The sequence below is a fragment of the Cytobacillus oceanisediminis genome (genome assembly GCF_022811925.1).
Classification (GTDB): domain Bacteria; phylum Bacillota; class Bacilli; order Bacillales; family Cytobacillaceae; genus Cytobacillus; species Cytobacillus oceanisediminis_D.
On the sequence record NZ_CP065511.1, the window covers coordinates 4275957 to 4299250 of the forward strand.

28 protein-coding genes are annotated in these 23294 nt (G+C 42.2%); 4 read left to right on the top strand and 24 right to left on the bottom strand.

Annotation, left to right across the window (positions count from 1 at the left end):
• Positions 1–58: 58 nt before the first annotated feature.
• The 19 genes from ahrC to spoIIIAA all read right to left on the bottom strand — a co-directional run bounded on the left by ahrC (position 59) and on the right by spoIIIAA (position 15987).
• Positions 59–508: a transcriptional regulator AhrC/ArgR gene (ahrC, locus tag IRB79_RS21445; RefSeq protein WP_009332889.1), complete on the bottom strand. Its 450-nt coding sequence runs from the start codon at positions 506–508 to the stop codon at positions 59–61.
• A gap of 176 nt (positions 509–684) precedes the next feature.
• Positions 685–1530, bottom strand: coding sequence for a TlyA family RNA methyltransferase (locus IRB79_RS21450; RefSeq protein WP_243504829.1), 846 nt, complete (start codon positions 1528–1530; stop codon positions 685–687).
• 3 nt (positions 1531–1533) lie between these two features.
• On the bottom strand, positions 1534–3426 hold the full coding sequence (gene dxs / locus IRB79_RS21455) for a 1-deoxy-D-xylulose-5-phosphate synthase (protein WP_243504831.1): 1893 nt from the start codon (positions 3424–3426) through the stop codon (positions 1534–1536).
• A 370-nt stretch (positions 3427–3796) separates the two neighbouring features.
• A complete protein-coding gene (locus IRB79_RS21460; RefSeq protein ID WP_243504832.1) occupies positions 3797–4687 on the bottom strand; it encodes a polyprenyl synthetase family protein in 891 nt (296 codons plus the stop codon).
• A 2-nt stretch (positions 4688–4689) separates the two neighbouring features.
• On the bottom strand, positions 4690–4923 hold the full coding sequence (gene xseB, locus IRB79_RS21465) for an exodeoxyribonuclease VII small subunit (protein ID WP_221878317.1): 234 nt from the start codon (positions 4921–4923) through the stop codon (positions 4690–4692).
• A 5-nt stretch (positions 4924–4928) separates the two neighbouring features.
• Complete coding sequence (xseA, locus tag IRB79_RS21470; protein ID WP_243504834.1) at positions 4929–6269, bottom strand: exodeoxyribonuclease VII large subunit; 1341 nt, start codon at positions 6267–6269, stop codon at positions 4929–4931.
• Positions 6270–6425: 156 nt separating this feature from the next.
• Positions 6426–7289 carry a bifunctional methylenetetrahydrofolate dehydrogenase/methenyltetrahydrofolate cyclohydrolase FolD gene (gene folD, locus IRB79_RS21475; RefSeq protein WP_243504835.1) on the bottom strand — a complete coding sequence of 288 codons (864 nt, stop codon included), beginning with the start codon at positions 7287–7289 and terminating at the stop codon, positions 6426–6428.
• A 108-nt stretch (positions 7290–7397) separates the two neighbouring features.
• Positions 7398–7787 (bottom strand): transcription antitermination factor NusB, encoded by a 390-nt coding sequence (nusB, locus tag IRB79_RS21480; protein WP_243504837.1) that lies wholly within the window; start codon positions 7785–7787, stop codon positions 7398–7400.
• A 276-nt stretch (positions 7788–8063) separates the two neighbouring features.
• Positions 8064–8471: an Asp23/Gls24 family envelope stress response protein gene (locus tag IRB79_RS21485; RefSeq protein ID WP_221878321.1), complete on the bottom strand. Its 408-nt coding sequence runs from the start codon at positions 8469–8471 to the stop codon at positions 8064–8066.
• A gap of 20 nt (positions 8472–8491) precedes the next feature.
• On the bottom strand, positions 8492–9844 hold the full coding sequence (accC, locus tag IRB79_RS21490; protein WP_243504839.1) for an acetyl-CoA carboxylase biotin carboxylase subunit: 1353 nt from the start codon (positions 9842–9844) through the stop codon (positions 8492–8494).
• A gap of 13 nt (positions 9845–9857) precedes the next feature.
• Complete coding sequence (accB, locus tag IRB79_RS21495) at positions 9858–10358, bottom strand: acetyl-CoA carboxylase biotin carboxyl carrier protein (protein ID WP_243504841.1); 501 nt, start codon at positions 10356–10358, stop codon at positions 9858–9860.
• A gap of 379 nt (positions 10359–10737) precedes the next feature.
• On the bottom strand, positions 10738–11277 hold the full coding sequence (locus IRB79_RS21500) for a SpoIIIAH-like family protein (RefSeq protein ID WP_243504843.1): 540 nt from the start codon (positions 11275–11277) through the stop codon (positions 10738–10740).
• 3 nt (positions 11278–11280) lie between these two features.
• Positions 11281–11952 carry a stage III sporulation protein AG gene (gene spoIIIAG, locus IRB79_RS21505; RefSeq protein WP_243504845.1) on the bottom strand — a complete coding sequence of 224 codons (672 nt, stop codon included), beginning with the start codon at positions 11950–11952 and terminating at the stop codon, positions 11281–11283.
• Entirely contained in the window at positions 11945–12577 is a 633-nt protein-coding gene (gene spoIIIAF, locus IRB79_RS21510; protein WP_243504847.1) for a stage III sporulation protein AF, read from the bottom strand. The genes spoIIIAG and spoIIIAF overlap by 8 nt, the downstream gene beginning before the upstream one ends.
• Positions 12578–12589: 12 nt before the next feature.
• Positions 12590–13789, bottom strand: a complete 1200-nt coding sequence (gene spoIIIAE, locus IRB79_RS21515; protein ID WP_243504849.1) for a stage III sporulation protein AE — start codon at positions 13787–13789, stop codon at positions 12590–12592.
• A gap of 91 nt (positions 13790–13880) precedes the next feature.
• Complete coding sequence (spoIIIAD, locus tag IRB79_RS21520; RefSeq protein ID WP_172581968.1) at positions 13881–14270, bottom strand: stage III sporulation protein AD; 390 nt, start codon at positions 14268–14270, stop codon at positions 13881–13883.
• 15 nt (positions 14271–14285) lie between these two features.
• Positions 14286–14492 (bottom strand): stage III sporulation protein AC, encoded by a 207-nt coding sequence (gene spoIIIAC, locus IRB79_RS21525; RefSeq protein WP_009332905.1) that lies wholly within the window; start codon positions 14490–14492, stop codon positions 14286–14288.
• Positions 14493–14547: 55 nt separating this feature from the next.
• Entirely contained in the window at positions 14548–15063 is a 516-nt protein-coding gene (gene spoIIIAB, locus IRB79_RS21530; protein ID WP_113884392.1) for a stage III sporulation protein SpoIIIAB, read from the bottom strand.
• Positions 15064–15987, bottom strand: a complete 924-nt coding sequence (gene spoIIIAA / locus IRB79_RS21535) for a stage III sporulation protein AA (RefSeq protein WP_243504851.1) — start codon at positions 15985–15987, stop codon at positions 15064–15066. It abuts the gene before it with no gap.
• Between the two features lie 191 nt (positions 15988–16178).
• Between spoIIIAA and IRB79_RS21540 the strand changes: the two genes are divergently transcribed.
• From IRB79_RS21540 to IRB79_RS21550, 3 genes are all read left to right on the top strand, one after another.
• Entirely contained in the window at positions 16179–17561 is a 1383-nt protein-coding gene (locus tag IRB79_RS21540) for an alkaline phosphatase (RefSeq protein WP_243504852.1), read from the top strand.
• Positions 17562–17635: 74 nt separating this feature from the next.
• On the top strand, positions 17636–18322 hold the full coding sequence (locus tag IRB79_RS21545) for an SIMPL domain-containing protein (RefSeq protein ID WP_243504853.1): 687 nt from the start codon (positions 17636–17638) through the stop codon (positions 18320–18322).
• Between the two features lie 85 nt (positions 18323–18407).
• Positions 18408–18575 carry a hypothetical protein gene (locus IRB79_RS21550; protein WP_243504854.1) on the top strand — a complete coding sequence of 56 codons (168 nt, stop codon included), beginning with the start codon at positions 18408–18410 and terminating at the stop codon, positions 18573–18575.
• A gap of 36 nt (positions 18576–18611) precedes the next feature.
• Here IRB79_RS21550 and efp read toward each other — a convergent pair whose 3' ends face one another.
• The 4 genes from efp to IRB79_RS21570 all read right to left on the bottom strand — a co-directional run bounded on the left by efp (position 18612) and on the right by IRB79_RS21570 (position 21444).
• Entirely contained in the window at positions 18612–19169 is a 558-nt protein-coding gene (gene efp, locus IRB79_RS21555) for an elongation factor P (RefSeq protein WP_113884388.1), read from the bottom strand.
• Positions 19170–19194: 25 nt separating this feature from the next.
• Positions 19195–20256 (bottom strand): M24 family metallopeptidase, encoded by a 1062-nt coding sequence (locus tag IRB79_RS21560; protein ID WP_243504855.1) that lies wholly within the window; start codon positions 20254–20256, stop codon positions 19195–19197.
• Position 20257: 1 nt separating this feature from the next.
• Complete coding sequence (gene aroQ / locus IRB79_RS21565; protein WP_221878333.1) at positions 20258–20704, bottom strand: type II 3-dehydroquinate dehydratase; 447 nt, start codon at positions 20702–20704, stop codon at positions 20258–20260.
• 209 nt (positions 20705–20913) lie between these two features.
• On the bottom strand, positions 20914–21444 hold the full coding sequence (locus IRB79_RS21570) for a YqhR family membrane protein (RefSeq protein WP_113884385.1): 531 nt from the start codon (positions 21442–21444) through the stop codon (positions 20914–20916).
• A 441-nt stretch (positions 21445–21885) separates the two neighbouring features.
• On the opposite strand from IRB79_RS21570, the gene IRB79_RS21575 reads away from it, so the two are divergent.
• The gene (locus tag IRB79_RS21575; RefSeq protein WP_431833398.1) at positions 21886–22272 is read left to right on the top strand and encodes an SA1362 family protein; all 387 of its coding nucleotides are present in this window, start codon (positions 21886–21888) and stop codon (positions 22270–22272) included.
• Positions 22273–22353: 81 nt separating this feature from the next.
• On the opposite strand, the gene IRB79_RS21580 is transcribed toward IRB79_RS21575, so the two are convergent.
• Positions 22354–23238 (bottom strand): patatin-like phospholipase family protein, encoded by an 885-nt coding sequence (locus IRB79_RS21580; protein WP_243504857.1) that lies wholly within the window; start codon positions 23236–23238, stop codon positions 22354–22356.
• Between the last annotated feature and the right edge of the window lie 56 nt (positions 23239–23294).

Consider the following 23294-nt stretch of genomic DNA (forward strand, 5'->3'; position numbering starts at 1 on the left):
ACGCCCGGATATCGGCTTAAGACCTTGAAGCAATGGCGCTCGCAGCTAGAAAAGTTATCTACAGCATTTCAAGAAACCGATTTGAAATTGCTTCTGTATCTTCTGGGGTTTTACATATGATCAGGCATGTGTCATCCCCGCAGATTGTTCCCAGAATCTCTTCCCAGTCAAGGTTATCAATAAGTGCGCCAATAGCCATGGCATTGCCGGGAAGAGTCTTCATAACAAGGAGATGTCCTGCAGTATCCACTCTAACAAAGGCATCCATTAAATTTCTTTTAAGCTTTTGCAGCGGATTGAAACGCTGATCCGCCGGAAGACTGTATTTGTACCTGCCGTCCATTAATGGAACTTTTACCAGGTGAAGCTCTTTAATATCTCTTGAGACAGTCGCCTGGGTTACATTAAACCCGGCGTTTTTCAATTCATCCACCAGGTCATCCTGTGTTTCAATATCGTTATTTGTAATAATTTCCCGAATTTTTATATGTCTTTGCCCTTTATTCATTTCTTCACCTCTATAATCAGCCGCTTGACAGCAGACAGAAAAAAATTAATTTAAAGTGTTTTGTACTCTAATGTTAGCTGATTTTCTCAATAAAGTACAATTTTTCCCGTATATTATTTATTATAATTCGTTGAAAGTCGACAAATTCCTTTTAAAAAAAGGAACAGGCAGTAAGCCTATTCCTCTTCTTTAACCTGCTTCGTTTTCAGTTCGGCATGGGCTTCTTTTACAATCTCATCTGTCCGGGCTTTAAGAAGGTTTTCTCCTTCTTCTTTGCTGCCTGACCAATACAGATGGAGGAGAAATTCTATGTTGCCGTCTCCGCCTGTAATGGGTGAAAAGGAAACGTCCTTGACGTCATAGCCGAGGCCCAGTGCAAATTCGATAATTTTATCAATCACGGCTTCATGTATTTTAGGATCTCTGACAATCCCCTTTTTCCCAACCTGTTCCCGTCCAGCTTCAAACTGCGGTTTCACTAGGGCAACTGTGTCACTGCCAGGAACCAGCAGCGTTTTTAATACAGGCAATATAAGCTTTAGAGAGATGAACGAAACATCAATGGACGCAAAGTCAGGCATACCGGCTGAAAGGTCGGCTGGGGTTACATACCTGAAATTGGTCCTTTCCATTACAACTACCCGTTCATCCTGCCTTAATTTCCAGGCAAGCTGATTATATCCGACATCTAAAGCATAAGACATTTTGGCGCCATTCTGCAGGGCACAATCTGTGAAGCCCCCGGTTGAGGATCCGATGTCAAGGAGGATCTTGCCTTCGATTTCTAAATCAAAAACTTTTAGAGCTTTCTCAAGCTTTAATCCTCCGCGGCTGACATAAGGCATGACCTTCCCCTTTAAAGTCAGCGGAATGTCTGCACTAACCTTCTCGCCCGGCTTATCCAGCCTGCTTTCATTGCTGAACACCAGGCCGGCCATAACGGCTCTTTTCGCTTTTTCTCTTGTCTCAGCAAGACCTCTTTCAACTAATAAAACGTCTAATCGTTCTTTCTTTGTTTTCATTCTTTAAGCCCTTTTTTGTTTTTTTCTTGCCAGTTTTCCCATTTTCTCAACAGCATCTTCTGCAGTCATCCCGATTTCTTCCAATAGTTCATTTACACTGCCATGCTCAATAAATTTATCAGGTATCCCCATACGGTCGATTTCGGCATGATGGAAGCCATATTCGTGTGCATATTCAAGAATTGCACTTCCAAAGCCACCCTGCAGCACAGCTTCTTCTATAGTGAGAATAGGCATATTGGCTGCGAACAATTCATGCAGCATCTTTTCATCAAGCGGCTTAATAAACCTTGCATTAATGACTTTAATGTTGTGTCCCTCTTTCTCCAGGAGTTGAGCTGCCTTCAAAGCCATTGGAATGGTTGTCCCAAAGGTTAAAATCGCTCCGTCATTGCCATCGCGCAGAACTTCCCATGTTCCAATTGGAATTGGCTTAAGTTCTGTATCCATAGGCACTCCTATGCCATTTCCGCGCGGGAAACGCATAGCAATAGGGCCATCATTATATTCTATAGCTGTTTTTACCATATGCTGGCCTTCATTTTCATCTTTTGGCATCATCAATACCATATTCGGCAAATGCCTTAAAAACGCAATATCGAATACACCCTGATGGGTTTCACCATCTGCACCCACAAGTCCTGCCCGGTCTATTCCGATAAATACATTCAAGTTCTGGCGTGCAATATCGTGTACGACCTGGTCATAAGCACGCTGCAGGAAAGTAGAATAAATCGCAAGAAACGGCTTCATGTTTTGGGTTGCCAGCCCGGCAGCTACCGTTGCTGCGTGCTGTTCAGCAATACCAACATCGTACATCCTATCCGGAAATTCACTTGCAAAGCCTTCAAGCTTCGAGCCAACAGGCATTGCAGGAGTAATTGCAACGATTCTTTCATCTTCTCTCGCAAGCTCCCTGACGGTTTCGGAGACAAGCTTGCTCCATGCAGGCGGTGTACTTGCAGGTTTCACAAAGTCGCCTGTCTCCATTTTATAAGGGCCTGTACCATGCCATGTGCCAATCTTGTCGCTTTCGGCAGGGTGATAGCCTTTGCCTTTTTTCGTTATAACATGGAGAAGCACTGGGCCTTCTGTTTTCTTTGCATAAGCAAGGTTCTCGAATAAGGCTTCATAGTTATGCCCATCGACAGGTCCCAAATAGGTAAAACCTAATTCTTCGAAGAACATGCCTGACACAAACAGATACTTTAGGCTATCTTTCAGTCTTTCAGCAGTTGAGGCCAATTTACCGCCGACTGCCGGAACCTTTTTTAATAAATATTCAAGTTCATCTTTTACCCAATTATACTTGCCTGCGGTCCTTAACCTTCCAAGTACATTGTGAAGAGCACCTACATTAGGGGCAATTGACATTTCATTATCATTTAATATGACGATCATATCCTTTTTTTCATGACCGATATGGTTTAAGGCTTCTAAAGCCATCCCGCCTGTTAAGGCACCATCCCCAATTACGGGAATGACATAATTATTCTCTTTTTTCAAGTCTCTGGCAATAGCCATTCCCATCGCAGCTGATAAAGAAGTGGAGCTGTGCCCCGTTTCCCATACATCGTGCTCGCTTTCAATCATTTTTGGAAAACCGCAAAGACCTTTATATTGTCTTAAAGTATCGAATTGACACGCACGGCCCGTAAGAATTTTATGGACGTACGACTGATGTCCGACATCCCAGATAATTTTATCCTTCGGACTGTCAAAACATTTATGCAATGCAACAGTCAGCTCAACAACTCCAAGATTAGGGCCAATATGCCCGCCTGTGCCTGAAAGCTTTTCTATTAGGAAAGTGCGGATATCCTGACTCAAACTTTCCAATTCTTTATTCGAGAGCCCTTTTAAGAAGGAAGGGTCTTTAATTGATAACAGATCCATACTGCGGACCACTCACTTTCGTTTCTTATTCGTCCGTTTTCTTTTTACGTAATGTTAGGCAGTGTTGGTATAAGCCTCAACAAACCAAAGCCTAATTATTACAGCGTCTAGCCTGTCTAAAAGATAGTATCTTAAGATTACCTTATTACAGGAGATTTTCCAAATGCTTTTCATATTAAACAGCTTCAGAATATGCTTTCTCGATGTGTCTCTGCCGCTGGCCAATGCATGCACAGGAAAAAATGTGCAAGCTCCTCTGGCAGCAATTCCTATGATACCAAAATATACACATTGAAGACCATCATTTTATTAAACAGCAAATGCCGCTGATACAAAAGTACAGCGGCAAGACCAGCGGTTATACATATAATTAGTGGTCCCTGTTTGCAATTAGATCTGTTATTTCTTCCAGCAGCTCTGTTTGAAGGCCTGTTTCCCTCAGCTTTTCTTTTGCAGATCTGATATGGTTTTCAAGCGCCTCTTTCGCCCCATTTATTGTAAGAAGAGATGGATAGGTGCTTTTATTTTTTGATTCATCACTGCCAACAGGCTTCCCAATTATCTCCTCTGTCCCTTCAAGGTCGAGGATATCATCCCTGATTTGAAAAGCCAGTCCCAGGTGATAGGCAAAAGCAGATAGAGCCCGAAGTGTTTCCTGACTGGCATTTGCCAAAATTGCTCCTGATACAACACTGCATTCCAGCAATTTGCCGGTTTTATGCACGTGGATGTACTCAAGATCCTCTAATCCCAGCTGCTTGCCTTCTCCTTTAATGTCTGCTGCCTGGCCGCCAACCATCCCCTCAGCACCGGAAGCTTTCGACAGCTCTTTAATTAAAGACAGCTTTGTTTCGGCTGAAGCAAATTCGTCAGGTGTTTCCGTAATTGTTTGGAAGCTGTAAGTAAGCAAGGCATCGCCTGCCAGAATGGCGAATGCTTCTCCAAATACTTTATGGTTGGTCGGTTTGCCTCTTCTTAAATCGTCATTATCCATGCTTGGCAAGTCATCGTGAATGAGCGAATATGTATGGACCATCTCAATCGCCGCCGCAGTCCACAACCCTTTCGACGTATCCTCGCCAAAAGCAGCCAATGAAGCAAATAACAGCATTGGCCTGATCCGCTTTCCCCCGGCTTCAAGTGAATACAGCATCGATTCCTTGATCTCAGGAGGAGCTTTCAATTTATTTACGTAATCCTTTAAATGGATTTCCAGTTTCTGTTTATGCAGTTCAGAGAAAGAACTTAAGGATTGCTGCAAGATTATTCCTCCTCCGGAATGGCGAAGTTCGCTTTACGGCCATCCTCCGTCAGTATTTCCGTAAGCTGTGATTCCACGTTTTTAAGCTTATCATGACATAATTTTGATAGCTCCATGCCTTTTTTATAAATATTTATAGCCTCTTCAAGGGGAACATCTCCCTCTTCAAGCTTTTCTACAATAACTTCAAGTTCTTCCATCGCTTGTTCAAATGAAAGTTGTTTTTCATTCGCCATGCCATTCACTCCTCAATATCCGTTACCTTGCATTCAATGGTTCCATCAGACACCTTCAATTTTATCATATCATCCGCTTTAACTTGGGACACGGTCTTTATTAGGGTTTCCTTTTCTGTATAAGCAAGGCTATAGCCTCTATCCATAATTTTAAGAGGACTGAGCGCCTCGAGGGTTGAAATGACCCTCGCAAAGTCCTTTTCTTTTGCAGCCAGGATATTTGCCATTGTTCTGTTTAAAAGCTTATGAAGCCGATCATTTTTTTCTTTAGCCTGATCCTTTAGCTGTCCAGGATGACTCCGAACCAGCCTTTTTTGCAGGTTTTCTGCCTGCTCCAGCTTTAAATCATGCAGCCTGCTTGACCCTCGCATTAGCTGTTCGGTCACTTTATCCAGCTGTTCCATTTTTTGTTCATACAATTTTTGCGGGTACCGGAAAGCGTATGATTTCTGCACCCTTAGAAGCCTTTCATTTTGCAGTGCAACTTGTTCTTTCATCGCTCTTATCAGCCTTGATTGCCTGTTGAAAAGCCTTTCCGTCAAGTCATCAATATGCGGAACTGCCATCTCTGCAGCTCCCGTTGGGGTGGGGGCCCTTAAATCTGCAACAAAATCTGCTATTGTAAAATCCGTTTCATGGCCGACAGCTGAAATAATAGGTATTTCGGACATGAATATTGCCCTGGCTACAGCTTCTTCATTAAAGGCCCAAAGCTCTTCAATGGAGCCTCCGCCCCGGCCGATGATTAAGACATCGGCATCCCCAGAGGAATTAGCTTCAGTTATCGCTTTCACAATAGAGGGAGCTGCCTGGTTACCCTGAACAAGCGCAGGGTATATAAGTATGTTCGCAATCGGATAGCGCCTTTTGAGCGTTGTCAGAATATCTCTGATTGCAGCTCCAGTAGGGGATGTGATAACAGCAACTGTTCTTGGATAACGCGGGATATCTTTTTTATGTGCAGGCGAAAAGAATCCTTCTTTCTCAAGTTTTTCTTTAAGCTGTTCATAAGCCAGATAAAGTTCACCAATCCCGTCCGGCTGCATTTCCTGTACGTATATTTGATATTGCCCGCTGGAATCATAAACGGAAATGGCTCCGCGAACTAAAACTTTCATGCCATTCTCTGGCCTAAATTTCATGGTTCTCGCATTTCCTGCAAACATTACGGCTAAAATTCGGGCTTTCTCATCCTTTAAAGTGAAATACATATGGCCGCTTGAATGCTGTTTAAAGTTTGAGATTTCTCCCTTAACCAAAATATTTTGCAAATGAGGGTCGGCATCAAATTTTCTTTTTATGTATTTGGTCAGTGCGTTTACTGTCAGATACTGCTGTTCCTTCATAACAATCTCCTTTATGCTGAAGCTGCATTGCATCTCACCCAGAGCAATAACGCAAAAAAACTGTCCTTCCATTCAGCCCGCATGCTTATACCTGCATGACAGGTTTCCTAAATACAGGATAATGGAAATGGACAGATTTTGCATCTCTGGCGGCCATTACTTTTGGGTTTTGCTAATGGAAGACTTTGCTGCCTTTAACGTATTATGCATTAACATGGTAATTGTCATCGGTCCCACTCCGCCTGGAACAGGAGTAATAAATCCTGCTTTGTGCTTAACTGCCTCGAAATCAACATCGCCGCAAAGCTTTCCTTCCTCATTTCGATTCATGCCGACATCTATCACGATTGCGCCATTTTTAATATGGTCTTCTGTGATTAATTTCGCTTTCCCTGCTGCAGCCACCAGTATATCCGCCCGCTTTGTATATTCCTTCAGATCAGCCGTTTTCGAATGGCAGTATGTGACAGTAGCGTCTTCATTAAGGAACAGCTGCCCTGCGGGCTTCCCTACAATGTTGCTTCTGCCAATAACCACTACATGCTTTCCGGAAATGTCTGCACCAATGCTATCCAGCATTTCAATGATCCCTGCGGGAGTACAAGGGATATATGCATCCTGAGCTGTCATCATCCTGCCAATATTTATGGGATGAAACCCATCAACATCTTTGTCAGGAGATATGGTCTCGATGATGGCTTTTTCATTAATATGGCTTGGGAGCGGCAGCTGGACAAGGATTCCATGAATATCATCACTTTCGTTTAACTCTGTGATTTTTCTGATAAGCTCTTGCTCGCTGACGCTTTCGGGAAGTTCAATAAGCATAGAATTCATGCCCAGCTTATCGCAGGTTTTCTGCTTGTTTTTCACATATGTTCTGGACGCCTGATTATTCCCCGCTAAAATAACGGCCAGGCCTGGCGTGATCCCTGCCGCCTTCAGCTTTTGCACTTCTGAGCCGATATGATCCTGTTTCTTTCTTGCAATTTCTTTTCCATCTATTAATTCTGCAGCCATTTTTATCCCCCTATCAGGAACTCGGAAGCGCCTATGATAAGGACTGCCGGCTCGCTTGCATCTAGATAGTGCCAGCACATCCAGTGTGAGTCAGAATTCTAATGTTTTTTAGAGCTTTTCTTTTACCTTTGATAAAACACCATTAATAAACTTGCTTGACTGATCATCACCGTAAAGTTTGGCGATTTCTATTGCTTCATCGATCACCACATTGGCTGGCACTTCCTCCGCCAAGTACAGCAGCTCAAAAACGGATAAGCGCAGAAGATTGCGGTCTACAGTAGCAAGCCTCTCCATCGTCCATTTTTCAAGAAATCCTTTGATTTCGCCATCAATTGTTTCTTTATGCTGCAGGACACCTGAGACTAGTTTGTTCAGGTACTCATCGCTTTTTTCACCCTCTAAAACGTGATCGATGGCGGTCTCCGGTTCTGTCTGACTTACATCAATCTGAAATAAAGCCTGCAATGCTTTTTCTCTGGCTGTTCTTCTCTTCATCTTTTTAAAACTCCTTTATGGCTAACATAGTAATTTTCATTTTTGAGCATTTGCACGTCCAAAAAATGCATAAGAAGATAATAGCATAAGTAAGGAATCTTCGCACTACAACATGAGCATTATGTTTGAGCAGAGACATGATTTTAGGCATGGAAACTTATAAGATTAATTTTCCCTTTAAAAACTCCTTTATAACGTCTTAAGGAGTGAATGATGAAGAGAATGAACCATGAGAAAAGCCAAAGACGAGTTTTATGTCTTTGGCTTGATGGTGCGTTACATTTCCTGTTCGTATTCGACCTCATGCTTTTGGTTTTCAAACATGATTCCTACTACGTGAATGTTTACTTCCTGGGCGTCCAGGGCTGTCATATTCAGGAGGGCCTGACGGATGTTATCCTGAATTTTTTGGGCAACGCTTGGAATGGACACGCCGAATTTCATCAGACAATATACATCAACTTTGATTCCATCTTCTGTTAATTCGACTTTAACGCCTTTTCCATGGTTCTTTTTACCGAGCCTTTCAACCACTCCTGTAGCAAAGTTTCCGCGCATTTGCGCTACGCCTTCTACTTCTGAAGCAGCAATGCCGGCAATAACCTCAATAACTTCCGGTGCAATTTCCACCTTGCCAAGGCCAGAATTTTCAGGGCTCATTTCGAGAATATTATTTTCGCTCATTTCAGCACCTCCACAAGTCTTTAAGAATTCATTACATCGTGCAATTCAAGAAATTTCGTATTAAACTGCCCTTCCACAAATTTTTCGTGGCTTAGGAGCTTGAGGTGGAATGGGATTGTTGTATGAACCCCTTCCACTACAAATTCACTTAATGCCCTTTTCATTCGGGAAATAGCTTCTTCTCTAGTATTGCCGTAAGTGATCACTTTTGCAATCATTGAATCGTAATATGGAGGAATCATATAGCCCGGGTAGGCAGCAGAGTCCACTCTGACACCCAGCCCGCCAGGAGGAAGATACATATTGATTTTTCCTGCTGATGGCATAAAGTTCTTCTCCGGGTTTTCCGCATTAATTCTGCATTCGATCGACCAGCCGCTAAATGTAACATCGCTCTGTGTGAAATTAAGCTTTTCACCTGAAGCAACCTTAATTTGCTCCTTGATTAAATCGACCCCTGTAACCATTTCTGTAACAGGATGCTCCACCTGGATACGCGTGTTCATTTCCATGAAATAGAATTTGCGATTTTGATAATCGTATATAAATTCTATCGTGCCAGCTCCTGTATAATCAACTGCTTTTGCTGCTTTAACTGCTGCATTTCCCATTTCTTCGCGTGTTTCACCGTCAAGGGCAGGTGAAGGCGTTTCCTCCAGCAACTTTTGCAGACGCCTTTGAATGGAACAATCCCTTTCTCCGAGATGAACGGTGTTCCCGTAATTGTCTGCAAGAACCTGGATTTCAACATGGCGGAAGTCCTCTATATATTTCTCAATATAAACGCCAGGATTTCCGAACGCAGTTAATGCTTCCTGCTGAGTGATCGTAATTCCTTTAATAAGCTCTTGCTCATTGCGCGCTACACGGATTCCTTTCCCGCCTCCGCCAGCAGTCGCTTTAATAATTACCGGATATTCAATCTTTTCAGCAAGCTGAATAGCATCTTCTGCATCCTTTATGATTCCGTTGGAGCCAGGAACAATCGGTACTCCTGCTTCCTTCATGGTTTCCCTTGCAATATCCTTTGTACCCATTTTGCTGATGGCTTCTGGAGTCGGGCCGACAAAGATAATATTGCATTCTCTGCACAGTTCAGCAAAGTCCGCATTTTCAGCTAGGAATCCATAACCTGGATGGATGGCGTCACAGCCTGTAAGCTTGGCGACACTAATTATATTGGTAAAATTCAAATAGCTGTCCTTTGAAGCTGTCGGGCCAATGCAGTAAGCCTCATCGGCCAGCTGAACATGGAGTGCTTCCCTGTCAGCTTCTGAAAATACAGCTACAGATTCTATCCCCATCTCGCGGGCTGCCCTAATGATGCGGACCGCTATTTCTCCTCTGTTGGCAATCAAGAGTTTTTTGATCATCTGTAACCGCTCCTTATTCAGGCTTTACTAAAAATAGTGGCTGGCCATATTCTACTAACTGGCCGTCTTTTACAAGCACTTCTACAATTTCACCATTGACTTCTGCTTCAATTTCATTAAATAACTTCATTGCTTCTACAATGCAGACAATGGAATCTTTTGTAACCTTAGAGCCGGCTTTTACATATGCATCGGCATCAGGTGAAGATGATTGATAAAAGGTCCCTACCATTGGTGAAACAATCTTATGTAAATCTTCCGCGGCATCACCCTGTGGTGCCTGCGCCGGCGCTTCTGCTTTTGGCTCATCCACTTTTACAGCAGCTGGCTGGACTGGCTGCGGAGCAGGAGCTAACGCTTGAACAGCTGCCGGCTGAACTTGCTGAACAACGGCTGCTTCATTGCCTTTTTTCTTCATTTTAATTTTTGAACCTTCATGCTCATATACAAATTCATCAATATTTGACTGATCAACCAATTTAATCAGTTCACGGATTTCTTGTACTTTTAACATTTTGGCACCCCTTGTTTTCTCAATGCATGACAATCCATTTGATCCGTATATATACTTTTGCTGCAAAGAATTAGAACATACGGCAGGAATGTTCTGCATGATTTAATTATGACTAGATACTAATATCATACGATAAGACCTTATAAAACTTCAACATCCTATTATGTACTGGATAATAATTTCTCTATCCATCCTTTGTTTTATTTTAATATTTTTCTAATTTTTTGTGAAATGTTTCAGGGAATTTACACGAAATCCAGCCAAATTTCTTACATAGACAGGACTTTTATATTATGCACTTATATAAAAAAGTTACCAAACTGCTAAATAAAATTATAAAGGGAGCCCGCAGGAATTTTGCAGGCTCCCTCTATATCTTTTACTTTTCAACCTGGAATTCAACGGCTACTGCCTCAAGCTGCCCAATTTCGTTCCTTACTTCCTGAATGATATTATTTGCAGCGGAAGCTGAATGATCTTTTGCCTTAACCGTAATTTGAACCTTCTTGCCATCAGCACGGACAAGTACATCTTCATAATCCATCGCTCTGATTAATGTTTCAAGCATCGCTTCTTTTTGAGCGATTTCATTTAATTCATCAATTTGATCTTTTGCCTTCATTCTTTCTTCAGCCGGAAGATCTGTTTGACCTAGGACCGCTGTAAGATCCTCCTTCATGCGGCTGCGCTCATCGTCAAGCTGAAGGCGCAGAGTTTCAAACATTTCATCACTGGCAGTGTTTGTAATGATCGCCTTGCCATCTTCACTTTCAACTGATTCCATTTCTTCCTCTGCCTTTTCTTCCATTGCAGCAAGGTCACTGCCTTTTTGCTCCGGAGATGTTACATAATATACAGATAATACAACCACCAAACTCAGCATTGTTAATAGCCAGACCGTTTGTTTCTTTAAAAGCATCTATTATTCCCCCTTAGTTTTTTTAGGCATTACGGATACTCTATGACTTGGAACATCAAGCGCTCTTGTTACTGCCTCTATAATCCACTTTTTCACTTGTATATTTTCAGCCCCTTTTGCCACAACCAGCACTCCCCTTATTTCAGGTTTCTTGGTTTCTATGACAATGGGAACCTCTTTTTCTCCATTTCGGACAATCACAAGCTGTTCCTCCTGTGACTGATCCTCAACCTTCCTTTTGCCGCCTTCCCGATCTGTTTCATCGGTTTTCTGTGTTTGGGTCGTTTTGTTTTTTTCAAGGACTTTCTTCTCTGTGGCATCCACATTAACCACAACAGTGGCATCTTCTACTCCGACGATTGCATCAAGTGCCTCTTTTATTTGAGCTTCGTATGCCTTTTCATAATTGGCGATTGTGTCATTTCCTCCAGATTTCTGCTGGCCGAATACTGGCACCTCTTCCTCCTGCTTCACTTCTTCTTCTCCATTTTTAAAAACGGACAAATCCTCGGTGGAGCTGTCTTCTTGAAACAGCGTATTGCTGATCAGCATGATCGCTGCTCCAAAAAGGAGAACAAGCAGCAAATAATGGAATTTACCGGGTTTCTTATCAGACTGCCCATCTTTGGAGATCAGCTTCTTTATCCATGTGAAAGGACCTTTTTCATTATCCATCCTTATCCATATTCCCCCCTTCTACCAGAACTTCGATTGAGTTTGCGTCTACATTCCATTTTTGTGCGAGAAAAGAAGCAATTCTTACTGCGTCTTCATGTTCGGGACCGCTGGATGGAAGAGGTTTCCCGGCATTGATTTCTACTGTTTTAACCACTTCTACAGCTTCAGCTTCTGCATCTTCTGCTTTGAGTTGGATCATGACCTTTTGCAGGTTATCCGGGAAGGCTTGATCACTGCTTTCATCTACTAAAATATCAATGTTAGCAATTTCCAGACCGTACTGTTCCATCAACTCCTCTTCTGCGTCCTGTTTCATGTGGACAGCCATTTGTTCTAAAATATATGCATCACTTGAGGCTTGTATTTCTTTTTTCTTCATTTCTATTAAATTTTCCATATTTTTTTCTCCGGATGCCTCAAAAACTGGCACTGAAACAAGTGCCTCTTCAAAATCACTTGATATAATTCTTAAAATTGGTGTAAGTATAATCGCAATCAGCAGCAGCCCTGTCACCATTTTTGTGTATTTCTGAAGCTTGGAACTGGGGAGGAGCATATCTATGACAGTGGCAAGCAGAACAAATAATATGATGTTCGTTACCCATTCTTTTATGAAATCCACTTCATTCCCTCCCTACCTGACCATCATGGTCAAATTACCGGCTGCTATAATAACCGTAATACTAAGGAAAAACATCAGGGAGACGATGGCCAGAGCGGCAAAAACATAGATGATGCTTTTGCTGATTATATCCAGGCAGGATATGATCGGCCCTCCCCCCAGCGGCTGCAAAATGGCTGCCGCGAATTTATATATAAACGCAATCATTAAAATTTTGATTGCAGGAAAAGCTGCGATAATAAGGAGAATGGCGACACCTGCTATCCCAACAGTATTTTTCAATAGCACCGAAGCGCTAATTACTGTATCAGTCGCATCTGTAAACATCCTTCCAATGACCGGAATGAAATTTCCAGTAATAAATTTTGCTGTACGAATGGTAATTCCATCAGTAACCGCGGCTGAGGCTCCCTGAACTGATATAACTCCCAAAAAGACTGTCAGAAACATCCCGAGAAGCCCGATGCTCCAATTCCGGAGCAGATTCGCAAGCTGAGTTACCTTATAGTGTTCTGACAATGTGCTGACAATGCTTAACAGGGCTGATAAAAATAAAAGCGGAAGGATGACATATTGGATAAATAACCCGCTGACATTCATCAAAAATAAAATCACCGGGTGGAAAAAAGCAGCGGATACCACACCTCCCGAAGAAGCAATCAGTGCAAGCAGCAGCGGTATGAGAGCCATTATGAATGACACCATGGTTGAAATGGTTTCCTGTGTGTAAGTGATCGCAACATGAAAGCTATTCAGAGCAATAATTATTAAAACCATGAACACGATTGAATATGCCGCTTTACTGACAGTGCTTTTTTCAAATGAATTCTGCAGGGACTGGAGGAACATGCTGAATACCGTCAGCAATATCAAGGTTCCCAGCAGTTTTCCATTTACAATGAACTCATGGAACACAAACTTCATTGCGCCTGCAGCCCACTCTTTTAGTGAGAATTCCTTTTCTCCCTTTATAAATTCATAGAGGCTCCCCTTTTGGCTTTCAGGCAAAAAGCCTCCATACTCCGTTGTGATTTCTTCCCAAAATCCTTTTAATTCATTAAGATCTAACTTCTCCACCTGAGATTCTACTAAATCCTGGGGGGATATCGTTTCCTCTGCTTCGCCGGTCTTAGGTGAGGCTTGTACAATTGGTGCCAGGAAAAAGAATAGAATTAAGCTGAACCATAAAATTTTCTGCATCCTTTGCTTCATTTTTTTCACCTCTTTTAAAAGACCCTATCTAATGCCAGCAATATGTGCTTGTCCAGTCCGGCGGCCTGCATATTCAGCAGGCCGGCGCAAGCTAGCTCGGAATCATGCGAATGATGGTTTCGATTAATACAGTAAGAATCGGGATAGCCATCGCGAGGATAAGTATCTTCCCGCCCATCTCAATTTTTGCTGCAATGGCCCCCTGTCCTGCATCTTTCGTGATCTGGGCTGCAAATTCAGCAATATAAGCTATTCCGATTATTTTTAAAATGGTTTCAACATATACGATATTCACCTTTGCATTGACGGCAATCTTTTCAATCATATGGATTATTGCATAAATTTGGTCGACCAGAAAAAGAAAGATGGCACAGCCGACAAAAACAATCAGCAAAAAAGCAAAATTGGGTTTTTGCTCCTTAACAATCAGCGCCAGGAAAGTGGCTACAAGCGAAAATCCGACTATCTGAAGAATTTCAATGGCTGAGCCCCCCTTTTATCCCTGAAACAAAAAAACAGATTTTATTTTTTGGAATAGATTATCCACAATGGAAGCAACCATGAACAAGATATATATAAATCCGAAAAGCGTCACCCATTGTGCGTATTCCTTTTTGCCCACCTGATCAAGAATTGTATGCAAAAAGGCTACAACAATTCCGACACCTGCAATCTTAAATATGATATCTACCTCTAGGCCCATCTTTTCTCCCCCTAAGCTCTGATCAGCGTCCGGCAATTCAGGCTGCCGGCGTTTCCTACATTAGTAAAATGATTAAGAGCAATCCGGATAAAAACCCCAAACTCTTGACCATTCTCTCGTATTTCACTTGTCTGTCATGTGCATCTGCTTCTTCACGTTCCAGGTGGGAAAGGGTCAGCATGATCTGCTTTTGCTGGGAAAGACGGTCATGTCTTCCAAGTGTTTCGCCAAATTGCTTCATGATCTCGAATTCCCCTTGTTTAAAAGCCGTCATTTTCCATATTTCCTTCAAACTTTCTTCCCAGGCGTCCTTAACGGTCGTCTCGGAATCAGTCAATTTCTTTGCAAAGGATTCAAAGAACCAGGATAACGGCTTGGAAAGCTGGGCAGAAAGTCTTCTGGCTGCTTCATGAAGAGGCGTATGGCCATACATAATTTCAGCCTCCAGCGACTGCAGGGCCGATTTAAGCTGGCGAAGCTGGCGCGGCCTTTCGGTCAGATGCCTCGAAGCTTCAAATCCTGCCCACGTTGTAGCAATGATGATCAAAACAGCTCCAATAACCTTCATCATTTACATCACGCCCGCTTTATACGGGTATCCCGCACCGTCTGAGTTTCTAATGCACACAATGCTGCCTGGCCCTTCTTTCCTGCTCAGTTCAATAAATCGCTGAAAAATGCCCATTTCCAGTATGGCTTGTAAAGTGGGGCGCTTCTTAATTTCTTCCAGAGAATTTCCATGTGTAGTCATAATCAGCTTTATTCCGGCATTTACAGCCTCCATTATGGCCTCTGCATCTTCATGCCTGCCAATTTCATCAACAACCAGAACCTCGGGGCTCATGGAACGAATCATCATCATCATGCCTTCAGCTTTTGGACAGGCATCCAGGACATCAATTCTATTCCCAAATGTCATTTGCGGGATTCCGTTCACACATCCTGCTATTTCGGAGCGTTCATCCACAATCCCGACCTTGCTGGCAGGAAAGTCACGATTGGGATCACCAGATGAAATGATTCTTGCAATGTCTCGCAGCAAGGTGGTTTTACCAGTCTGCGGCGGACCAATAATCATGGTATGCAGCCACCCATCCCTGTAAATTCTGGGAATCAAATTCTGGGCAATGCCGATTTTCTCCCTGGCAATTCTAATGTTAAAAGAGGAAATATCCCTGATTGCCTTAACCTTTCCTTGTTCAAGAATGACCTTTCCAGCAAGTCCCACCCTATGGCCGCCTTCAATCGTGATATATCCTCTTTTCAGTTCTTCCTCCAGTGTGTAAATAGAAAAATGGCTTATTTTATTCAGCAAATGCATGGCATCCTCTGACTCAACTATATAAGGGAGATAATGCGGTACTCCCCTTGCTGTCAGCTCAATGGGCCTGGAAATGCGGACCCTGATTTCCTCCAGATCCTTTAAGATTTGCGGAGGGATTCTCTGTATTTGTTCGGCAATTTTTTTCGGCAAAAAGGCTATAATCGTTTCCATGTCTGCTCCTCCATTCATAATCTGATTTCGGACTAGCTTCTCATTATTTAAAATGTATGCCTGAGGCAAAACAATATGACTTAGATTTGCAAGCTTCACATTTATTTAGGACAAGCTTTTCGCTGAGTAAAAAAAATCTTTTCTCCAAAAAATAATCCAATAAGAACGTTGATAAAGGCTGGTGTCAATTTATGAAAGCTAAATGCATTTACATTATGGTTATTTTTCATATTTTAGTCCTTGGCTTCTTCCCTGCAGAAGGAATGGCTCATCAGGGAAATACTAAAGGACCGCAAAATGTCATTCTGATGATTGGGGATGGAATGGGAATAGGCCAGATTGAGATTGCAAGAAAACTGGAATATGGAAAGGATGGGCGGCTGTTCCTGGAATCTCTCCCTCACACGGCATTGGTGCATACCGAATCTGCCAATAATTTTGTTACAGACTCAGCTGCCGGTGGCACTGCACTTGCAATTGGAATAAAAACGAATAATGAGATGATCGGAGTCACTCCTGATGGGAAGGAAACAGACAGCATTCTTGATTTATTCAAGAAAAACGGAAAAAAGGCGGGGGTTATCTCTACCAATACAGTTACAGATGCAACACCTGCCGCCTTTACAGCAAGTGTTTCAAACAGATGGTCTGGACAGGAGGAAATTGCACGCCAGCAGCTGAATAATGAGGTGGACGTGTTAATGGGAGGCGGGAGAGCCTATTTCAGCCCGGAAAAGCAAGGCGGGAAGGATTTAATTAAGGAGGCCAGGATGAAAGGGTATGACTATGCAAGCAATCGGGATGAAATGCAGAAAGCAAAAGGGGAAAAGCTTCTCGGATTGTTCAATAATGGATATATGAACTTTAAACTGGACCGTCCTCTAAAAAACAGCAAAGAACCAAGCTTAAAAGAAATGACTGAAAAAGCGATCAGTGTACTCTCAAAAGGAAAACAGGGATTTTTTCTTATGGCTGAAGGCGCAAGGATTGACCATGCTTCACACGCAGGCGATATTACAAGCATCTGGAAAGAAACCATTGAATTTGATGAAGCTGTCAAATATGCGGTTGAATGGGCAAAAAAGGACAAAGAGACACTGGTTTTGGTTGCCGCTGATCATGAAACTATGGGTATATCAGCATCAGAGCCGCTGGATATACAGCAGTTAAAAGAAATCAAGGCGACCCCGCAGTATATGGTCAGCCAATTTGCTAGAGATGAAAATAGGGACACTTATCGGTCAGAAAGCGTGAAGGATGTTTTAAAAAAGTATGCAAACATTGATTTAACCGAGCAGGAAATTGAAGAATTTAATGGCAAGCTGATGAAAACAGACAGCCAGGTTTATCCTCAATATTTAGCAGCATGGGAAATAGGCAGCCTGATTGCAGAAAAATATCATGGAGGAATTTTAACGAATAAAGTAAGATCTCTCAGCTCAACCGGCGGACATACAGGCAATATGATTCCTTTATTTGCATATGGCATTGGGAGCGAAACTTTTACAGGAGTGATGGAGAATACAGATATACCAAAGAGAATTGCGCGGCTGATGAATTACAGCTGGGATTAATAATGTACGCATTTTCTCTCTTTCTCCCGCGTAATTCTAGAAAGATACCTCAATGAAAGCGGGGAATGAAATCCATGTATTATTACCAGCCCTTTGTCCGCAATTCTGTGCAAACAGGAAGCCATTCCAGATCAAAGCCAAATATTTTAAAGGTTTCAGGTGAGGGGAAGCTAGCTGTACAGCCTGACCAGGCTAACATAAAGCTGGGAGTTTTAACAGAAGACCAGGAGCTTCAGAAAGCACAGGAACAGAATGCAGATGCCATTTCAAGTGTCAAAAAGGCTCTTAATGCTATTGGAATAACAGATAAGCAGATTCAAACGTCCGATTTCACCATTTTTCCGCAGTATGATTTTGTGGATGGCAAGCAAATTTTCCGCGGGTACAGGGTTGAGCATATACTAGGCATTACTGTCGATGAGATAGAAAATACGGGACTTGTTGTGGATACAGCAGTGGATAACGGTGCAAACACTGTCAGAGGAATTCATTTTGAAGCTGAAAACCAGTCGGAATTGTACCAGCAGGCATTAAGTCTGGCCGTTATGGATGCTTACAAAAAGGCAGAAACAATTGCCTCTGCACTAAGAGTACAATTAATCAGCACCCCGGTATCGGTTGCGGAAGGAACTTTAGGCATAGAGCAGCCTGTTTCGTTTCAATCCTCCACTTTTGTTAAAAGTGCCGTCAGCACGCCTATCCAGCCCGGAACTATAGACATAGAAAGCCAAATCACGGCAGAGTTCACATATTATAGCTAGAAGATCTTCGTATTATAATCATGAGGAAAAAGCTAATACTAATAATGTTTCACTGAGTAACTTCCCAGAGAAATGAGGTTTTAGGATGAATGAGAACTTAGGTGAATTTTTAAAATACCAGAAAAAAGGCGACAGGGCTTATCTTGGCGGAACACGCGATAACAGAAATGCTACTGCATCTGACCCTGATTATAATAATCGCAATGATACTGACATATCCCCCGGAGCTGAAGGCAGGAAATATAAAGGATAAAAAAAAATCCCGAGAGATCGGGATTTTTTTATCAAATTATGCACGTGACACGTATGAACCATCAGTTGTATTGATAATCAGCTTATCTCCTTCATTAACAAAGAAAGGAACTTGTACAGTCAGGCCTGTTTCAAGTGTAGCAGGTTTCGTTCCGCCGGAAGCAGTATCCCCTTTAATGCCTGGTTCTGTTTCAGTCACTGTAAGCTCAACAGAGTTAGGAAGCTCGATTCCAAGAGACTCTCCCTGGTAAAGCATAATAGCAACTTCCATGTTTTCTTTTAAAAACTTTAATTCATACTCAATTGTTGATGCAGGCAGCTCGATTTGCTCATAAGACTCATTGTCCATGAAAACATGCTGATCGCCATTTGCATAAAGGTATTGCATTTTGCGGTTATCGATTTGTGCCTTCCCTACTTTTTCACCTGCACGAAAGGTTTTTTCCTGAATAGCACCTGTGCGAAGGTTACGCAATTTGGAACGTACAAATGCCGCTCCTTTTCCCGGTTTAACGTGCTGGAAATCCATTACACGCCAAATGCCGTTATCAACTTCAATCGTCAATCCCGTACGAAAATCGTTTACAGAAATCATGAGTTTGTCCTCCTAATGTGTACAATTAAAGAATAATCAATTCTTTAGTAGAATGAGTAAGCGTTTCATTGTGATCCTTTGTAATGACTGTATCATCCTCAATGCGGACACCGCCGAGGCCCGGTATGTAAATGCCCGGCTCCACCGTTACAACCATTCCAGGTTCAAGTATAACATCAGACTTAAATGACAATGCAGGCCCTTCATGCACTTCAAGCCCGATGCCATGTCCGGTAGAATGGCCAAAATATTCGCCATAGCCTTTACCAGAAATATAATCACGGGTTAAGGCATCTGCTTCTTTTCCGCTCATTCCCGGTTTGATGCCTTCCATCCCCCGCTCCTGAGCTTCTTGCACAATTGTATAGATTTCTTTCAGCTTATCTTCAGGTTCTCCAACAGCAACCGTACGGGTAATATCTGAAACATAGCCCTTATAATAAGCGCCGAAGTCCAGTGTGACAAAATCACCTTTTTCAATAACTTTATCACTGGCTACTCCATGCGGAAGAGCAGAACGGTATCCGGATGCTACGATAATATCAAACGATGATGAAACTGCACCCGCTTTTCTCATAAAGAATTCTAATTCATTGGAAACTTCCAATTCAGTAATTCCTGGCCGAATGACATCAAGAATATGTTTAAACGCAGCATCTGCAATGTCAGCTGCCACTTTTATTATCTTAATCTCTGAATCGGTCTTTATCAAGCGTAACTTTTCAATTGTGTCAGAAACAGGGACAAGCTCAGAGTTAACAGCTTTTCCATAGGCTTTATAGGATGAAAAAGTTAGATGATTCTCTTCAAAGCCAAGCTTTTTGATCCCAAGCTGTTCAGCCTGTTTGGCAACTTCTTCTGGAATTGCACCAGTATGCTTCAAAATTTCATACCCTTCACACTGTTTAGCTGCCTGTTCTGTGTAGCGGAAATCGGTTATGAAGAGTGCTTTATCCGCACTGATTAATACCACGCCGGATGAACCGGTAAAACCAGTCATATAACGGCGGTTGAAACTGCTGGTAATCAGCATTCCATCTATCCCATACTCTGTAAAGCGTGCGCGTAATTTTTGTATTTTTTCCATCTTATCCTCTCCCCTTTTGAAAATCCATTAATGCATGAAAAGCCAGTTCATACCCTTTAAAGCCCAGACCAACTATTTGGCCCATTGCAGCAGGTGCAATAACAGAAGTATGCCTGAATTCTTCCCTGGCATGAACATTTGAAATATGTACTTCGATCAAAGGAACCTGGATTCCTGCAACAGCATCCCTGATCGCATAACTATAATGGGTAAATGCGCCGGGATTGAAAATAATACCCTGTGTGCCATCTTCATTGGCGAGGTGAAGCTTGTCAATGAGTTCCCCTTCATGATTTGACTGAAAACAGGTCACTTCTGTCTCAAATGAAGCACCCAATGCTTTCATATTTTGCTCCAGCTGATCAAGCGTTTCTTTTCCATAAACACCTGGTTCCCTTTTGCCGAGCAGGTTTAAATTCGGCCCATTTAACAGGAGTATTTTCCCCATGTTCAACCCCCTTTTACATAGTTGCTGACGGGCCTCTCTTTCTATTCAAGTCTTATCCTGACAGCATCGAAAAAGAATGCCCATTAAGAACATTCTATCATAAAGCTAAATTTCATACAGTTCTGATGTATAGCGCTTTTCGCAAAATTCTTCATTACTTAACAGCAATCATGCACAAAGATTTAACATTCGCCATTATGCTTTGTTCATCAAGTTAAATCCGGATCTGTCCGGGCCTTTTTTTCATCTTCAGTCTTGCCTCGTATTTCTTGAGCTTCATATGAAATGGAATACCCTACAAATACGCCAAATAATATATAGAAACAGATCGATGTGATAATTGTATTCCGCTCAAGATCCCAAAACGGGCTGATTCCAGGGAAGATTGGGTTGAGTATAAAAAATACAAGTAAAAAAAGGGCAACTCCATAGCCAGCCCCCACGAAAATACTTTGAAATTTCCGCAGCGCTGCATAATAAATTAAGGCCGCCACAATTGATATTGCCCCAATAAGGAGAATTGAGATCAGAGTTCCCAGCCAGCCCTCTTTCCAGGCCCCAATCGTCCAGGGTTCGAGAATGACATTAGGGCGAATTTCGGTAAAATTAAACACGTAAGCCAGATAGGCCAGGCCGCTCCAAAGAATGCCTCCAACCAGTCCGGTAATGACCACCATTGCCATAAAAGACATTGGTTTTTCCCTTTGATCCTGTTCCAAGCGCTCTTTTTCTTCTGCCACTTTGCGCCACCTCCTTTTCCTATTATGTCCACACGCATTTATTCCATTGCATCAGATTTAAAATAAATGCAGATTGGATTAATCCATCCGGCAAAGATCGTTCATATTTTTTATATATTTTCCTGTTGTATAGAGGTTTTATGAGATTTTAGGTCGAATAAAATAATAATGATACAGTCCTTTGATTTTGTGCTTATTTGAGGTAAAGTGAGTTCCGGGACTGGTGTGCACAGCATAAATTTAAGTATAAGCAACATGCGGGATACTCTTTGGTAAATATGCAGCTATTCCTGATACTTATTAAAAGTTAATAATCTGCTGTTTAAATTGTAAAGAAATAGGAAAAGAAAAATATGAAGACAACTTTCATTAATTATTTCGATAAACTTTAGCTTATATAGTTTAAAAGCTTATAAAATTGCTCATCATGCTTTTAGGGAGGTGGCTTTCTTGAAAAAACCATTTGCATTTTATATTGTCTCCGGGCTCATTATGCTAGCTGTCATCGGAGTTGCCGTCAGCCTGATCTCAAATCCTGCCGGTTTTTTGCAGAGAATAGCTGTCATTGTCATCATTGGTGCTGTTGTATACTTTCTTTTTCAGCGCTTTAACAGATCTAGTCCCTCAAAGCGGGAGCAGCGAGCTTTTATAAAGGCAGCCAAAAAATCAAAAAGGCGCTTTAACAATAAAGAAACGGGCTCAACCAATGGAAGAAAGGCTTCTGTAGGTTCCCTTACTTCAATTAAAAAGTCTAAGAAAAAATCTTCACCACACTTGACAGTCATAGAAGGCAAAAAAGGCAAAAAGAAAAATCGAGCCTCCCTTTAATTCGGGCTCGATTTTTTATTTTTATATGATAAGTCCTGAATTCTGGGGGAACCTTCCAGATCGAGCTCATGGCTTTTCTAATTAATAGCTCCATGATGAAAAAAATTGCTCCGCACATTGCCTGCCGTGCTCCAGAAGGTCTTTTTTCTTCTGCTCGGTTATATCAAATTCCGCAGTCAGTACGCCATCCGTTGGAATGAAAATAATATTTTGTGCATGTTTTCTCGAGATGTATCTTGCATCATGCGCGTCCTTCATCGTTTCAAAAAGCGCCGCATACATTTGTATGGCGTTGTCGATTTTTTTCGGCGGCCGTTCGCTTAGATTATGGCTTAACTTTATCCCGAGCACAGGCCTTGTCTTTTTCACATTTTCCTTATCAAATAGCCACATGGGAAAATTGCTTAGTACCCCTCCATCCACGATGACATTTGTGCTGCTGTAGCCATTCAGCTTGACCGGCTCAAAAAAATACGGGAGGCTGCAGCTCATCCTGATAGCTTTTGCTACCGGAAATGAAGCTGAATCAATGCCATAATGCACAAGGTCATCAGGCAATACAACCAGCCTTCCATTTGTCAGGTCGGACGCTATGACTCTCAGCGATTGCGGCGGCAAATCAGAAAATGTTCTAATCCCCCTGTCAGCCAGCTTCTGAGCCATCCAGCTTTCCAGCTCCGACCCTTTATATAATCCCAGACGCCAATACAGATTAAGCCATTTTCCGACTGCAAAGGGGATGAATGTTTTTCTTTCATCAAGAAGCTTTTTGACTTCAAATTCATCGACGAGCTGATATATTTCCTCACTTGTATAATTGGCTGCAATTAAAGCAGCCACAATGGACCCTGCACTTGTTCCAGCAACCCGTTTGAATCGAAATCCCCTTTTATGGACTGCTTCATATGCCCCGATTAAGGCAAATCCTTTGATGCCTCCTCCTGAAAAAACACCATCTATATACATGAAAGCCACTCCTGTCGATGTACTTGCTCATAGAGGAACTCTTACTTATACATCTT